This window comes from Sphingomonas lycopersici (assembly GCF_026130605.1).
Taxonomy (GTDB): domain Bacteria; phylum Pseudomonadota; class Alphaproteobacteria; order Sphingomonadales; family Sphingomonadaceae; genus Sphingomonas; species Sphingomonas lycopersici.
In genome coordinates, this window is the sequence record NZ_JANFAU010000003.1 from 144,520 (window position 1) to 158,538 (window position 14,019).

Consider the following 14,019-nt stretch of genomic DNA (forward strand, 5'->3'; position numbering starts at 1 on the left):
TAGCGACCATACAGCCCCGTTCGGGCCGAGCTTGTCGAAGCCCTGCAGGCTCGGGGCGAACGGGTAGCTGAGCCGCTGCAACGCGAACCGCCATAACTTCTGTTATCGAAACATTGACAGCGCGGCCGTCGCTGGGCCAGTCTCTCGCGATGCGCGGCGCCAGACCGTGCCCCATGGAGAGCAGGCATGGTGCTGACAAAAGGGGATGATTTCCCGATCCACCAGACGCCGGAGCCGGTCGCTTACGCCGGCACCGATCGCAATTTCTACGACCGCTATTTCTTCAACGGCTACGCCCCCAATGCCGATACCGACGGCTTCTTCGCGGTGGCGATGGGGGTCTATCCGCACCTCAACGTGATCGACGCCGCCTTCTGCTGGCTGATCGGCGGCAAGCAGGTCAACCTCCACGCCAGCCGCGGGCTGGGGATGGAACGGATGGATACCCGCGTCGGCCCGATCGGCATCGAGGTGATCGAGCCGCTCAGGCAATTGCGCGTCACCGTCGCCGCCCCCGAGCACGGCATCGCCGCCGATATCGTCTTCACCGGCCGCGCTTTTCCGCAGGAGGAGCCGCGCTTCATCCGCCGCAACGGCCCGCGCACGCTGATGGATGTGACGCGTCTGACCCAGAACGGGCGCTACCAAGGCTGGATCGAGGTCGACGGCACCCGCACCGACATCAGCGGCTGGGTCGGCACGCGCGACCGTTCCTGGGGCGTGCGGCCGATCGGCGCGCCCGACGCCCAGCCGCACAGCCCCCCGCTCCCGCCGCAATTCTTCTGGCTGTGGAGCCCGTGCGTGATGGAGGGCGGCGAGCTTTATTGCCACACCAACGACGACGCGCATGGCCGCTTCTGGAACCGTCGCGCGACCTGGCGCCCCGAAGGCGGCGGCGCTGACGACGAACATCATTATGATGCCGCCGATTATACGATCGAGTGGCGCAAGGGCACGCGCAATGCTGCGCGCGCCGCGCTCTCGCTCCACGATGCGGCGGGTGAAACGCGTGTCGCCTTCGATATCGGCGCGACCTTCATGATGCTCGGGCTCGGCTACGGCCATCCGCAATGGGCACACGGCCGGCACCACGGCGAGGCGGTGACGGTCGAGCGCGAGGATCTCGTTCCCGCCGAGCTCGATCCGCTGCTGCCGCATCACCTGCATATCCAGGCTTTGGTCGCGGTGACGATGACCGCGCCCGACGGCTCGGTGAAGCGCGGCCGCGGCGTGCTCGAACAGCTCGTCGTCGGGCCGCACGCGCCGTCCGGCTTTCACGCCGCGCTGGATCCGGCATGAGCGATATCGGGCCGGCGATCGAGGCCTATCTCACCCGCTTGTGGGAAACGCCGGTGGTGATCCGCGATCTCGCGCGCATCCCCGGCGGGGCGAGCCGCGAGACCTATCGCTTCGATGCCTTCGTCGATGGCGAGCGGCGGCGGCTGATCCTGCGGCGCGAGCCGGCGTCGGGGTTGATCGATACCGAGAGCGAGACCGAATTCCGCGCCTATCGGAGCGCGGCCGGGGTCGTGCCCGTGCCGCGCGCGATCGCGCTGGAAAAGGGCGGCGCGGAGCTGGAGCGGCCGTTCTTTCTGATGGAGCGGATCGACGACGGCGTGGTAGTCGGCCCGTTCGACCGCGCCGGGTTCGGCAATCATGCCGAGGCGCTGGGCGAGCAATTCTTCGCCGCGCTCGGGCGGCTCGCCGCACATGATGCGAGCGCGTCGCCGCTCGCCGCGCATCTCGACGCGCCGGCGCCCGACCAATGCTGGCGCATCGCGCTCGATTATTGGGAAAAGGTGATCGACACCGATGCGTTCGCGCCGCAGCCGATCGTCCGCGCCGCGATCCGCCGGCTGCGCGCGACGCCGCCGCCGCCCGCCGCCCGCATCGCGCTGGTTCACGGCGATTATCGTTCGGGCAATATGATGCACGACGGCGCCGGGCGGATGCTGGCGATGTTCGATTGGGAAATGGCGCATTTCGGCGATCCGCTCGAAGATCTCGGCTGGGCGCTGAACCCGGTGTGGGACCATTTCCAGCCCGGCCGCGCGTGCGGCATGGTCTCCCCCGAGCGCGCGCTGGCGATCTGGCAGGCGTCGAGCGGGGTCGTCCCCGACCCCGCCGCGCTCGACTGGTGGCGGCTGTTCAATGCGGTCAAGGGCAGCGCGATCTGGACTTCGGCGTTCCGCGAATTCGTGACCGGCGGGCGCACCGATCCGGTGCTCGGCCTCTCGGGCTGGTATGTCCAGCGCCGCCAGGATGCGGTGATCGCTGCGATGCTGTCGGGCACCCCCACCGTCCCGACCGCGCGGGACGAGGCACAGAGCGATCTCGGCCATATCCTCACCGGCACCGGGCTGACGGCTGCCGGCGCCGGCATGGCCGCGAGCGCGCACGATGCGTTCGGCGGCGCGACCTTCACGATCACCGGGGTCCTGTCGCTGCTCGCCGCGGAGGAGGCGGAGAAAGCCGCGGCGTGGCGGCTGGCCGATATCGCCGCGATGCGCGCATTGCTCGGCGACGAAGCGCCGCGCGAGGAGACGCAGGAGATGACGCTTTCCGCGCTCGACGCGCGCTGGGCTCAGCTCGCCGCGGTTTTGATCGCGCATCACGATCGCGTCGCGGCGGAGGGTGGCGACGAAAGCGCGTTGCTCGCTTTCTATCGCGAGAGTGCGGCGCGGCGCGAGCTGGCCTGGCCGGGGTAGGCGTCGCGCGTCAGAGCTGCAGCCCGAACCGCGGCCCGAGCCAGGTCATCGCCGCATAAAGCGCGATCGTCAGCGCGCATCCGGCGACGAGCGCGACCCAGAAGCCGATGCCGTGCCGCAACAGCAGCGGGATGAGCAGGAACATCGGCAGCGACGGGAGGACATACCAGAAGGTCGCCCCGGCATGCGCCGCCATATTCTCGGCATCGGGCCGATCGTGCCACAGCCACATCATCCCGAGCACCGACACCAGCGGCAGCGACGCGATCAGCGCGCCTAAGCCGGGGTAGCGTTTCGCGAGCGTCGAGGCGATCGCGATCAATATCCCCGAAATGGCGGCCTTGAGGGCGAGGTAAAGCATGGCCCTTGTTAGAGCATCATACGTAAAATGCGATCCACCCCGGCGAAGGGGCATCCCGCAAAGTAATACTTTGCTGGGACCCCGAAGGCCGGGGTCCAGCATCGGGCCGGTCGTAACTGAACCCCGGCCTTCGCTGGGGTGGTGGTCCTCCCCTAGTCCCGATCCGGCGCCCCCAGCGGGAAGAAGGCGCGATAAGGCCGCGCCTCGTCGACCACCCGCGCCACCGAGGGATGCGCCAGCAACCGCGCCCGATAGGCCGAAAGCAACGGAAATTGCGCCCCGATCGGATGGACCCAATCGGCGTAGAACAGCGCGGGCGCGGCGGCGCAATCGGCGATCGTGAACCCGCCGCCCGTCGCCCATTGCCCGGCCTTCAGGCGGTTTTCGAGCCAGGCATAGCAGCGCTCGATCACGCGGTGCGCATCCTCGACCCCGGTCGGATCGCGGTTTTCCTCGGCGCGCAGCGCATTGCCGACGATCCGCTGCATCGGCGCATGGACATAATCGTCGAACACATCGGCCATCATCCGCGCATCGACCGCTTCGGCCCGATCCGCCGGCACCATCGGCGCGCCGCTGCCGTGGTACAGATCGAGATAGTCGATGATCGCATTGCTCTCGACCACTTCGCGCGCACCATCGACCAGCGCGGGAAATTGCCCGGTCGGCGCGAGCTTCGCCAGGCGCGCCAGATTGTCGGGATGATCGGGGTCGATCATGCGGAATTCGAAGCGCACGTCGCGTTCATAGGCCGCGATCAGCGCCTTCCAGGTGAAAGACGAAAAGGGGTGGCCGTAGAGCGCGACGGTCATTGGATGACTCCCAGCGATTGAAGGACGTGCTCGATCATGTCGAATTGGATGCCGGTGCCGTGGCGTCGCGCCTCGGTGCCGTCCTCGCCGTCGAGAAAGACGATCTGCTCGGTATAGGAAACGCGCGTCCCGTCACCGTCCGCCTCCAGCTCGAGGCTCGACAAGGTGACCGAATGGAACATCCCCGAATGATAGAGATCATAGGCGTAGACGAGCCGCTGGCCGGGCTCGATCAGGTGGAAGCGCGCGTCGAAGCGCGTCACCAGCCCGCTTTGAGTGAAATGGCCTTCGAGCAGCTCGTGCCCGCCGACGCGAAAGTCCATCGAGCGTTTCCCCAGCGTCCATTGCTCCGGCGGCCCGGTGAACCATTGCGCCTTGATCGCCGGATCGGACCACGCCTCGAATATCCTCTCGGGCGAGGCGGCCCATTTGCGCTTCAACGTAAACGTACCGTGGAAAAAGGGCGTCGTGGTCATCGGTGTTCGCCTCCGTCGGCCGTGCCGCCGGCACCGGCCATATTTTGGAATTCATTGTTTTCGAGCAGTTTCCCGAGCCGGTCGAACCGCTGTTCCCAGAGCTGGCGACGCTCGTTGAGCCAATGTTCGACGCGCATGATCGTCTCCGCCGAAATGCGGCATTCGCGGGTGCGGCCGCGTTTCTCGGTCGCGATCAGCCCGCTCGCTTCGAGCACCTGGACATGCTGGTGGATCGCCGCGAGCGACGTCTCGAACGGCTTGGCCAATTCGCTCACCGATGCGGGCCCACGCGACAGGCGTTCGAGGATCGCGCGCCGCGTCCCGTCCGCGAGCGCGTGAAAGGCCAGGTCGAGTTGCGCCGAATACTCAAGCATAGGCTTAAGTAACCGCGGCGCGGCCCGATAGTCAAGCCATTCCTTAAGTATTCGGCGACGCGGTTATGCGGGCGACAGGATCAGCCCGCTGGTCGGCACCCCGGTGCCGGCAGTAACGATGACATTGCTCACCCCCGCGACCTGATTGACCGACGTGCCGCGCACCAGCCGCACGCCTTCCGCGACGCCGTTGAGCCCGTGGATATAGGCCTCGCCCAATTGCCCGCCGTGGGTGTTGATCGGCAGCCGGCCGCCGAGCTCGATATTACCCTCGCGAATGAAATCCTTCGCCTGCCCCTCGCGCGCGAAACCGAAAGCTTCGAGCTGGGGCAGCACGAAGGGGGTGAAATGATCGTAGAGGATCGCCGCCTGCACGTCCGCGGGGCCGATCCCGGCCTGCGCGTAAAGCTGTTCGGCGACGATGTTCATCTCCGAGATGCGGCCGATATGCTTGCGGTAATAGCTCGTCATCATCTGGCTGTCGTCGCCCGCGCCCTGCGCCGCGGCGCGGATCATCGCGGGCGGCTGGCGCAGCGACTTCGCGCCCTCGACCGAGGTGACCACCACCGCCACCGCGCCGTCCGATTCCTGGCAGCAATCGAGCAGATGGAGCGGCTCGACAATCCAGCGGCTCGCCTGATGTTCCTCGAGCGTGATCGGCTGCTGATAGAACCACGCCTTGGGGTTGGTCGCGGCGTGGCGCCGCGCGGCGACCGAGACGCGGCCGAAATCCTCCGAGGTGGCGCCGTGATCGTGCATATAGCGCTGCGCCTGCATCGCCACCCACGAGGCGGGGGAGATCAGCCCGAACGGCACGTACCAGCCGTAATGGGCGGTCTCGGCGGTCGGCACCGGCGGCGGGGTATGCCCGGTGCCGAAGCGATATTGCGAACGCTCGTTCATCGCGCGGTAGCACACCACCGTCTTCGCGATCCCGGTCGCCACCGCCATTGCGGCGTGCATGATCGGCGCGCAGGCCGCGCCGCCGCCATAATGGATGCGGCTGTGGAATTTGAGCGCGCGCCCCCCGATCGCGCGGAACAGCTCGATCTCGGGGTTATTGTCCATCGTATAGGTGGAGAGCCCGTCAACCTCCGCCGGATCGATCCCCGCATCGGCCAGCGCCTCCAGCGTCGCCTCGACCGCGAGACGCAGCTCGGAACGCCCGCTGTTCTTGGAGAATTCGGTCGCGCCGATGCCGACGATCGCCGCCTTGTTGCTGATCGTGTCCATTAGCGCACCTCTTCCGCAAAACCGATCGTGATGGTCGCGGCGACATGCTCGCCGATGCCGTTGCGGCCCGAAACCCTGATTTCCGCGGTCCGCGCCGCGGGGTCGATCGCCGCCACTTCGCCGCCGAGCTTCATCACATCGCCCGCGAAATTGGGCACGCCGAGCCGGATCGCGATTCTGCGGATACGCGCGTTCGCTCCCGCCCAATCGGTGACGAAGCGCTGGACGAAGCCGTTGGTGGTCAGGATGTTCATGAAGATATCGGGCACCCCCGTCGCCTGCGCGGCGGCCTTGTCGTGGTGGACGTTCTCGAAATCATTGGTCGCGATCGCGCCGGCGACGATCGCCGAGGCGGTGATCGGGACGATAAGTTCGGGCAATGCCTGCCCGGCGTGGAGATCGTCGAAGGTCATGCGCGCGCTCCCGCAAGTGGTTGGGTGTCGCCGGCGGCGATCGCGCGGCCGATCGCCGCGAGCATCGGCTGCGCCCCGCCGAGCGCGAGCTCGACCTGCTTGGCAGCGAGGAAATAACGGTGGATCGGATAATCCATATCGGCGCCGATCCCGCCGTGGAGATGCTGCGCCGAATGCGACACGCGATGCCCGCCGATCGCCGCCCAATATTTGGCGGTCTCGATTTCGGCCGGCGCGGCGATGCCTTCGTCGAGCAGCCACGCGGCGCGCAGCGCGGTCGAACGCATCGCCTCGACATCGATGAAGCCGTCGGCGACGCGATGCTGCACCGCCTGCATCCCGCCGAGCGGGCGATCGAACTGGATGCGTTCGCTCGAATAAGCGGCGGTGCGGCGCAGGGCTTCGGCGCAAATGCCGACCTGTATCGCAGCGAGCCCGGCGCGCGCGTGGTCGACGATCCAGCGCGCGATATCGGCGCCCTGCGCGGCCGACCCGAGCACGTCATCGGCTTGCGCCGCGCGAAAGGTGATCTGCGCCTGCGGTTCGCTGCTGGTGGTGCGCTGCGCGCCGATCTCGATGCCCGGCGTCGCCGGATCGATGAGGAAAACGATCACTCCTTCCTCGCTGGTCGCCGGGACGAGGATGCGCTCAGCCTCCGCGCCATAGGGCACCGCCGTCTTGACGCCATCGAGCGTCCAGCCGTTGCCCGAGCGGGTCGCGCGCAGCATCGGGCGCGCGGGATCGTGGTTGCCGACCTCCTCCAGCGCCGCGGTGAGGATTGCTTCCCCGGCAACGACGCGCGGCAGGATCGCCTGTTGCGCCGCGCTGCCAAATTGCGCGATCGGCAGCGCACCCGTCACCAAGGTCGCGTGGAGCGGCACCGGTGCGAGGGTGCGGCCCTGTTCTTCGAGCAGCAGCCCGAGCTCGATCATCCCCTGCCCCAGCCCGCCGTGCGCCTCCGGCACCGCGACGCCGAGCAGCCCGGCCTCGGCTAGTGTCTGCCACAGCGCCGCGTCATAGGGGCGATCGTCTTTCGCGAAGGCGCGCAGGCTATCGTCGTTGCTGTTGTCGGACAGGATCTGCGCGGCGAGATCGCGCAGGCTGGCCTGATCCTCGGTGAGCGCGAAATCCATCCGTATGGCTCCTCAGGCCAGCCGGAAGGCGGGCAGGATGTAATCGGGCTCGACCTCGACGAAATCGAGCGTGACCGGCTTGCCGATCGCCACTTCGTCAGCCGTCGCGCCAAGCATATTGGCGACGATCCGCACGCCCTCCTCCAGCTCGACCAGCACCACCGGGAGCGGATAATCGAAGCACGGCAGTTGCGGCTGGTGCATGATGACGAAGCTGTGGATCGTCCCGCGCCCGCTCGCCTCCACGGTCGTCCAGTCGAACGACCCCGTCTCGGGGCAGGCCGGCACCGGCGGGTGGACGAGCCGCCCGCCGAACGACTGGATCAGCAATTTGCGTTGCTTCAGCCCCTCCCAGAAGAAGGCATTGTCATGCGTGATCGCCGGGCGCGGATGCGGGAATTTGTTTGGCTTCTCGCCGTCCGCCGCCGGCGCCGCCTGCGTGAGCGGCGGCTTGAACTTGAGCACGCGGAACTTCATCCGTCCGACCGCGTCGCCGCGCTGGTCGGTAAACTCATAATCGATCGTCACGAAATGGCCGATACCGAGCCCGGTGCGTTTCTCGTCCGATACGTCGGCGACCGTCGCGCGCATGCTGACGATATCGCCTTCTTCGAGATAGCGGAGGTATTCCTGCTCGATATTGGTCGCGACGACCCCGGTATAGCCCGCGGCGTCGAACAGCTGGAGCACCGGCATACCCTCGTCGGCGGTGCGTCCACCGGGGCGGTAGCGCGCCATCGTCCACACGTCGAGCATCGCCGGCGGGGCAATCGCGCCCGCGAAACCGCCCGCCGCGCGTACCTGCGGATCGTGCCACAGGGGATTGGCGTCCCCCATCGCCTCGGCCCAGCGGCGGATCATCGGCTGGTTGACTGCATCGCGCGCGGTGACCGGCGGGGTCGCTTCGCCGCCGACGAAAGCGCGCGCCCGGGTCAGCAAATCCTGTTCGGTCATGTCCGTCCTCACCTTGCGCGCGGCATATTGAACCCGACCTGCGCCACCATATCGCGCAGCACCTCGGCGGTGCCCCCGCCGAAAGTGTTGATCTGGCATTTGCGATATTCGCGCTCGATCCGCCCGCGGAGCTGCGCGCCGGGCGAACCGCCGCGGACCAGCCCCGCCGCGCCCATCACGTCGAGCAGCAGGCGGAGCGCGCGGATCATCCCCTCGGTGCCGAACACCTTGAGCCCGCTCGCCAGCTCGGGCCGCGTCAACCCCTGCGACACTTCCCAGCCGACGCGATCTCCCATCAGCCCGATCGCCCGCAGCAAGGCATAGCATTCGCCGAGCGCGAGCTGGACCCAGCCCTGATCGATCAGCCGCCCGCCGTCGGGGGTAGCGATGCCGCGCGCCCAGTTCACGACGTCGTCGAAACAGCCGTTGCCGCCATAGGTCAGCGCGGCGAGCCCGATCCGCTCGTGGTTGAGCTGTTCGGCGATCAGCCGCCAGCCGGCATTCTCCGCGCCGATGATCATCGCAGCGGGGACACGGACGTCCTCGTAATAAGTGACGTTGGTGCGGATGCCCCCCACCGTCCAGATCGGCGAGACCGAGAAGCCGGGCGTCGTGGCATCCATCATGAAGATGGTGATGCCCTTGTGCTTGGGCGCCGCGGGATCGGTGCGCGCGGCGAGGAAGACGTAATCCGCGCCCTCCGCCCCGCTGGTGAATATCTTCTGCCCGTTGATCACGAAATCATCGCCGTCGCGCACCGCGCGGGTCTTGAGCGCGGCGAGGTCCGACCCCGCGCCCGGCTCGGTATAGCCGATCGCGAAGATCAGATCGCCGCTCGCGATGCGCGGCAATATCTCGCGCTTCTGCGCCTCGGTGCCGAGCCGCATCAGCGCCGGGCCGACGGTGTTGACGGTGACGAAGGGGAACGGCGCCTCTGCCAGCACCAGCTCTTCGAGCAGGATCTTCTGCATCGCCGGATCGAGGCCCTTGCCGCCATATTGGACCGGCCAGCCGGGGGTGAGCCAGCCGTCGCGCCCCATCTGGCGGATCACCTGACGATAGACCGGGCCGCTTTCCGCGCCGGCCGTCGCCGCGCGCACCTCGTCGGTCATGATGCCGTGCAGATAGGCGCGGAATTCGTCGCGCAGCGCTCTCTGTTCCGCGCTCGGCTCGACGCGCATCTCAATTCTCCGCAGCAAAGGGGGCGATGCCCAGCCGGGCGAGCGCCTCGGGCGTCAGCGGCACATAGCGGCCGGCGGCTGCGTCGGCGACGAACAGCGCATCGCCGTGGACGCGATCGGGGGCATAGCCTTCGCGCTGCAGCTCGACCTTGCGCAGCTTGAAGGTGGTGGTCATCTCCGCCTCGCGCGACAGGCGGACGAAGACCGGCACCGCATAATGCGCCAGCCGCGCGGTCGCGAATTGATAGAAAGCGTGCGGATCGAAGGCGGCGGGATCGGCATAGGTGAGCGCGACCATGCCGGCGCGCCCCTCGGTCGCGGGCACCTTCACGCCATAGACGTTGACCACATCGGGCCCGGCAAAGGCGCCGAGCACCGCGGCGACTTCCTCGGTCGAGACATTCTCGCCTTTCCAGCGATAAGTGTTGCCGATGCGATCGACGAAATAGAAATAATCCTCCGCGTCGAACCGTACGAGATCGCCCGAGCGGAACCAGACGTCGCCGGGCTTCACCACGCCGCGGAGCAATTTCTGCTCGGTCGCCGCGGCCGAGGTATAGCCCTCGAAATAGCCGCCGACCCCCGTGCCGCCGAGCACCTCGGCGATCAGCTCCGCCACCTCGCCGGGCCGGGCCTCGACCAGTCGGCCGTCGGCGTCGCGGACATGTTCGTCGGCCTCGACGTCGTAGCGGACGAACTTCATGTTGGTATGTGCGGGATAAGGCACGCGGCCGACCGAGCCGACCTTGTTGTCGACATTGGTGATGCCGTAATTGGCCTCGGTCGAGCCCAGCCCCTCGAACACCTGCGCGACCCCGAACCGCTGCTGGAAGGCGGTCCACAATTCGGCCTTGAGCCCGGCGCCGGTCATCACCCGCAGGCTGTTGTCGGCATCGTCGGCGCGCGCGGGCGCGTTGAGCAGATAGCGGCAGATCTCGCCGATATAATAGAAAGCGGTGACGCCGTGGCGCCGCACATCGGGCCAAAAACCGCTGACGGAGAATTTGCGCCTGAGCACGAACGGCACCCCGAAGGCGAGCGAGGTCGAGGGCACCACCATCCCGCCAGCGCCATGATAGAGCGGCAGCACGCAGTAAAACACATCGCCGGGGCCGAATTCCATCAGCCCGCCCATCATCTCCCCGGCGTTGACGAAGCGCATGTGGCTCATCTTCGCCGCCTTGGGCAGTCCGGTCGTCCCGCTGGTGAAGATCAGATAGAGCGGATCGCCCATCTTCACCCCGGCGCGGAGCGCCCGATCAGGGTTGGCATCGCTGGCGGCGGCCAGGTCGGCGCTGAAATCGCGCGCGCGGGCGAGCCCGAACAGCGGGCGCCCTTCCTCGGCCTGCTCCCACAACAGCCCGGGGATATCGGCGTCGGGCAGCTCGGCGACCGACCTGCCCAATTCGGCATCGACGATCAACGCCTTGGCGCCGACCTGCTTCATCGCATGCGCAAGGACATTGCCGGTGGCCGATGTGTTGATCAGCGCGGTGACGACGCCGATCTTGGCCAGCCCGAGCCAGATCGCGACGAAATCGGGCCGGTTGTACATCATCAGCGCGGCGACATCGCCCTTCCCCAGCCCCGCCGCCCGCGCGGCATGCGCGACGCGATTGGCGCGGGCATTGACCTCGGCGAAGGTCAGCCGCTGGTCCTCGAACAGGATGAACGGCGTATCGGCGTGATCGCCCGCGCGCTCCTCGAGCCGGTCGGCGACGGTATAGTCCTGATCGCGCGCGAAACCCGTGACGCGCGCATAGCCGCGCATCAGCCGGGCCATCGTCTCCTCGCGGCCGGGAACCACCCACTCGCCCATCGCACCCGTCTCCCCCGCCCGCTTTTCGGGGCGGCTGAGTGGGTTCTAGGACGGGGTCGCGCCGCTTCGCAGGTCCAAAGTCAGGATAAATCGGCCGGTTTTGATATATTGAATCGGAAAATGGCGTCGCCGCTGCGGCTCCTGTCGGGCCTCATAAACCCCGTCGCCCCGGCCCTGAGCCGGGGTGACGACGGTGGGGCGAAACGTCGATCCCGACCCTAGGCGCGGCGGAAAATGATCGGAAACCAGTCTTCGCGCAGCCTTTCGCCCGCCGACATGCCATGCCCCGGATAGGGCGGCGAGGTGCGGCCCGGCCGTTCGACATAACGCGCATCGTCGCCGACGAAGCGCAGCGAAAAGGCCCGCCGCCGCGTCGCGGTATCGTTTCCGCGTGCGCCGTGGAGCGTCATATAATTGAACGCGACCGCATCGCCCGGCGCCATTTCCCATTCGCGGATGTCCATCCCCGCCGCATCGGGATCGGGCACCGGCATATAGGCATCGTCGCCGGCGTAGAAATTCTCATCCGACAGCCAGCGCGTCGGCAGCACCGGCTTGGGCCAACGATGCGATCCCGCCACGCAGCGCAGCGACGCCTCGCGCACCGGATCGAGCGGCGACCAGAAGCTCACCGTCTGGCGCCCCTCGACGAAATAATAAGGACCGTCCTGGTGCCAGGGCGTCGGCTTGGCGGTGCCGGGCTCCTTGACCAGCACATGATCGTGGAAGAGCTGCGCGCTATCCGACCGCATCAGATCGGCCGCCACCTCCGCCGCGGGCGATCGGCGGACCACCGCCTCGAATTCGGCGATGCGATCCCAGTTGCAATAATCGTCGAAGAAGCGGCCGCGTTCGCCGGGCTTGAGGTTCTCCGCGGCATAAGGGCCGGGCTCGGCCATGTTGCGCGCGACGCCGGCGCGCAGCGTCTCGACATGATCGCGAAACAGCCCGCGCACCAGCACGACGCCGTCGCGCTGAAAGGCCTCGATCTGGTCGGCGCAGAGAAGCGCGTGCGGCATGAGCTGATCCCTCCGGTTTGCGAGCGCCAGCAGAAACCCGATCTATATTAGTTTCAAATAATAAGTATCTAATCTACTGTTAGCTTGATGCTATATCTGACGCTGCGCCAGCTCGAATATGTATCGGCGGTGGCGCGCGCCGGCAGCCTTTCCGCAGCGGCGGCGCAACTGAATGTCTCGCAACCGTCGCTGTCGGTCGCGTTGACGCAGGTCGAGCGGCGACTGGGGCAGAAGCTCTTCATCCGCCGCCGCGGCGCGCCGGTTGAACTGACCGGGTTCGGCAAGGACTATCTGGCGCAGGCCGAGGAGCTCCTCTCGCTCGCGCGCCAGCTCGACGATCCGACGCGTGCGCCGCGCGCCGCTGCGGGCCGGCTGACGCTGGGATTGTTCGACGATCTCGCGCCGCTTCACATCGGCCACCTGCTGTCGGTGTTGCGCGCGGCGCTGCCGGGCGTCGACATCCGCTATCGCATCGCGGACCTCGAAACGCTCGCGCGCGATATGCTGCAGGGGCGCGTCGATCTGTCGGTGACGTTCGGTCTCGGTCTCGATGCCAGCTTCGCGCGCACGCGGCTGGCGTCGGTGCGGCCGTGCGCGGTGATGAGCGTCGACGATCCGCTCGCGCATTTGCCCGCGGTCGACCTCGCGGCGGTCGGCACGCGCCCGCTGATCCTGTTCGAAGAGGGGTTGTCGGTGCGCCACATGCTCGGGCTGTTCCGGCGGGTCGGTGCCGAGCCGCTCGTCCGCCACCGCGTCGCGGCGCTCGAGGTGATGCGCAGCCTCGCGGCGCATGGCGAGGGCATCGGCATCACCTATTCGGGACCAGAAAGCCGCCACGCTTATGACGGAACCCCGCTCGCCAGCGTGCCGATCGCGGATGACCTGGCATGCGAGCCGGTGATCCTCGCGCGGTCGCTCGACGCTGCGAGGAGCGCCGTCGTCGAGGCGGCGTCCGAGGCGATCCTCGCCGCCGCCGAGATCTCACCGATCGGGTAGAAGCTCCCGCTATGCCGCGAAGAAATTAGGAAAACGGCGCAGCACCTCGCCGATTTCATTGTCGGAGATGTTGAACTCGAACCCCTCATCATCGCCGCGGCGGCGATAGCCATAGACGTTGGTCCACGACCAGCCCGGGGTGTCGTCGACCGGAAACAGCTGCCACGTCACATGGCACAAAGCCGAATCCGTCGAGACCGGGACGACCTTGAAATCGGCCATGCGGATGTCCGACCCGACCCCCACGCGATCGAAGCGCGCGACCTGCTCGCCGCACGCGACATCGGCGGTTGCGCGATCGGCGAAGCTGTGGATCTGGCCGAAGGTGAAAGACGTATAAGGATAGAGATAATGCCCCGCGAGTGCCGGCCCGTCGCGCCGCAGCATCGCCTCGCCATAACTGCGGCACCACGCTTCCGCGCCCTTGGTCATCCTTGCTCTCCCATCCAGATCGTTGCGTAAATTGAAATTATCTCTCCCCGTTCGGGCTGAGCTTGTCGAAGCCCTGCCCTTTCTTCGGAAGAAGTGCAGCCCTTCGAC

At 67.3% G+C, this 14,019-nt stretch carries 15 protein-coding genes; 3 read left to right on the top strand and 12 right to left on the bottom strand.

Annotated elements, in window-relative coordinates; translation table 11 throughout:
* Positions 1–186: 186 nt before the first annotated feature.
* Both NED98_RS07390 and NED98_RS07395 read left to right on the top strand, forming a co-directional pair.
* On the top strand, positions 187–1,299 hold the full coding sequence (locus tag NED98_RS07390) for an Rv3169 family protein (protein ID WP_265312423.1): 1,113 nt from the start codon (positions 187–189) through the stop codon (positions 1,297–1,299).
* Positions 1,296–2,708, top strand: coding sequence for a phosphotransferase family protein (locus NED98_RS07395; protein WP_265312424.1), 1,413 nt, complete (start codon positions 1,296–1,298; stop codon positions 2,706–2,708). The genes NED98_RS07390 and NED98_RS07395 overlap by 4 nt, the downstream gene beginning before the upstream one ends.
* 10 nt (positions 2,709–2,718) lie before the next feature.
* Here the strand turns inward: NED98_RS07395 and NED98_RS07400 are convergent, their stop codons facing one another.
* The 11 genes from NED98_RS07400 to NED98_RS07450 form a co-directional block, all read right to left on the bottom strand.
* Positions 2,719–3,069: a DUF3147 family protein gene (locus NED98_RS07400; RefSeq protein WP_265312425.1), complete on the bottom strand. Its 351-nt coding sequence runs from the start codon at positions 3,067–3,069 to the stop codon at positions 2,719–2,721.
* 152 nt (positions 3,070–3,221) lie between these two features.
* Positions 3,222–3,881 (bottom strand): glutathione S-transferase family protein, encoded by a 660-nt coding sequence (locus NED98_RS07405; protein ID WP_265312426.1) that lies wholly within the window; start codon positions 3,879–3,881, stop codon positions 3,222–3,224.
* A complete protein-coding gene (locus tag NED98_RS07410) occupies positions 3,878–4,357 on the bottom strand; it encodes an SRPBCC family protein (protein WP_179515342.1) in 480 nt (159 codons plus the stop codon). Before NED98_RS07410 ends, NED98_RS07405 begins: the two co-directional genes overlap by 4 nt.
* Positions 4,354–4,731, bottom strand: a complete 378-nt coding sequence (locus NED98_RS07415) for an ArsR/SmtB family transcription factor (protein WP_265312427.1) — start codon at positions 4,729–4,731, stop codon at positions 4,354–4,356. The genes NED98_RS07410 and NED98_RS07415 overlap by 4 nt, the downstream gene beginning before the upstream one ends.
* A gap of 63 nt (positions 4,732–4,794) precedes the next feature.
* Positions 4,795–5,964 carry a lipid-transfer protein gene (locus NED98_RS07420; RefSeq protein WP_265312428.1) on the bottom strand — a complete coding sequence of 390 codons (1,170 nt, stop codon included), beginning with the start codon at positions 5,962–5,964 and terminating at the stop codon, positions 4,795–4,797.
* Complete coding sequence (locus NED98_RS07425; protein ID WP_265312429.1) at positions 5,964–6,377, bottom strand: MaoC/PaaZ C-terminal domain-containing protein; 414 nt, start codon at positions 6,375–6,377, stop codon at positions 5,964–5,966. Before NED98_RS07425 ends, NED98_RS07420 begins: the two co-directional genes overlap by 1 nt.
* Positions 6,374–7,510, bottom strand: a complete 1,137-nt coding sequence (locus tag NED98_RS07430; RefSeq protein WP_265312430.1) for an acyl-CoA dehydrogenase family protein — start codon at positions 7,508–7,510, stop codon at positions 6,374–6,376. Before NED98_RS07430 ends, NED98_RS07425 begins: the two co-directional genes overlap by 4 nt.
* A gap of 12 nt (positions 7,511–7,522) precedes the next feature.
* Positions 7,523–8,464 carry a bifunctional MaoC family dehydratase N-terminal/OB-fold nucleic acid binding domain-containing protein gene (locus NED98_RS07435; RefSeq protein ID WP_265312431.1) on the bottom strand — a complete coding sequence of 314 codons (942 nt, stop codon included), beginning with the start codon at positions 8,462–8,464 and terminating at the stop codon, positions 7,523–7,525.
* Between the two features lie 8 nt (positions 8,465–8,472).
* On the bottom strand, positions 8,473–9,645 hold the full coding sequence (locus tag NED98_RS07440; RefSeq protein WP_265312432.1) for an acyl-CoA dehydrogenase family protein: 1,173 nt from the start codon (positions 9,643–9,645) through the stop codon (positions 8,473–8,475).
* Between the two features lies 1 nt (position 9,646).
* Entirely contained in the window at positions 9,647–11,464 is a 1,818-nt protein-coding gene (locus NED98_RS07445; RefSeq protein WP_265312433.1) for a long-chain-acyl-CoA synthetase, read from the bottom strand.
* A gap of 218 nt (positions 11,465–11,682) precedes the next feature.
* A complete protein-coding gene (locus tag NED98_RS07450) occupies positions 11,683–12,483 on the bottom strand; it encodes a phytanoyl-CoA dioxygenase family protein (protein ID WP_265312434.1) in 801 nt (266 codons plus the stop codon).
* An 87-nt stretch (positions 12,484–12,570) separates the two neighbouring features.
* Between NED98_RS07450 and NED98_RS07455 the strand changes: the two genes are divergently transcribed.
* Positions 12,571–13,479, top strand: coding sequence for a LysR family transcriptional regulator (locus NED98_RS07455; protein WP_265312435.1), 909 nt, complete (start codon positions 12,571–12,573; stop codon positions 13,477–13,479).
* 9 nt (positions 13,480–13,488) lie between these two features.
* On the opposite strand, the gene NED98_RS07460 is transcribed toward NED98_RS07455, so the two are convergent.
* Positions 13,489–13,911 (bottom strand): hypothetical protein, encoded by a 423-nt coding sequence (locus tag NED98_RS07460; RefSeq protein WP_265312436.1) that lies wholly within the window; start codon positions 13,909–13,911, stop codon positions 13,489–13,491.
* Positions 13,912–14,019: the final 108 nt, after the last annotated feature.

Excerpts from the sequence above, each read along its gene's own strand:
- NED98_RS07395 (WP_265312424.1), top strand. The coding sequence starts at position 1,296 with ATGAGCGATATCGGGCCGGCGATCGAGGCCTATCTCACCCGCTTGTGG.
- NED98_RS07440 (WP_265312432.1), bottom strand. The coding sequence starts at position 9,645 with ATGCGCGTCGAGCCGAGCGCGGAACAGAGAGCGCTGCGCGACGAATTC.
- NED98_RS07420 (WP_265312428.1), bottom strand. The coding sequence starts at position 5,964 with ATGGACACGATCAGCAACAAGGCGGCGATCGTCGGCATCGGCGCGACC.
- NED98_RS07410 (WP_179515342.1), bottom strand. The coding sequence starts at position 4,357 with ATGACCACGACGCCCTTTTTCCACGGTACGTTTACGTTGAAGCGCAAA.
- NED98_RS07390 (WP_265312423.1), top strand. The coding sequence starts at position 187 with ATGGTGCTGACAAAAGGGGATGATTTCCCGATCCACCAGACGCCGGAG.
- NED98_RS07460 (WP_265312436.1), bottom strand. The coding sequence starts at position 13,911 with ATGACCAAGGGCGCGGAAGCGTGGTGCCGCAGTTATGGCGAGGCGATG.
- NED98_RS07400 (WP_265312425.1), bottom strand. The coding sequence starts at position 3,069 with ATGCTTTACCTCGCCCTCAAGGCCGCCATTTCGGGGATATTGATCGCG.
- NED98_RS07455 (WP_265312435.1), top strand. The coding sequence starts at position 12,571 with ATGCTATATCTGACGCTGCGCCAGCTCGAATATGTATCGGCGGTGGCG.
- NED98_RS07415 (WP_265312427.1), bottom strand. The coding sequence starts at position 4,731 with ATGCTTGAGTATTCGGCGCAACTCGACCTGGCCTTTCACGCGCTCGCG.
- NED98_RS07435 (WP_265312431.1), bottom strand. The coding sequence starts at position 8,464 with ATGACCGAACAGGATTTGCTGACCCGGGCGCGCGCTTTCGTCGGCGGC.
- NED98_RS07450 (WP_265312434.1), bottom strand. The coding sequence starts at position 12,483 with ATGCCGCACGCGCTTCTCTGCGCCGACCAGATCGAGGCCTTTCAGCGC.
- NED98_RS07430 (WP_265312430.1), bottom strand. The coding sequence starts at position 7,510 with ATGGATTTCGCGCTCACCGAGGATCAGGCCAGCCTGCGCGATCTCGCC.
- NED98_RS07405 (WP_265312426.1), bottom strand. The coding sequence starts at position 3,881 with ATGACCGTCGCGCTCTACGGCCACCCCTTTTCGTCTTTCACCTGGAAG.
- NED98_RS07425 (WP_265312429.1), bottom strand. The coding sequence starts at position 6,377 with ATGACCTTCGACGATCTCCACGCCGGGCAGGCATTGCCCGAACTTATC.
- NED98_RS07445 (WP_265312433.1), bottom strand. The coding sequence starts at position 11,464 with ATGGGCGAGTGGGTGGTTCCCGGCCGCGAGGAGACGATGGCCCGGCTG.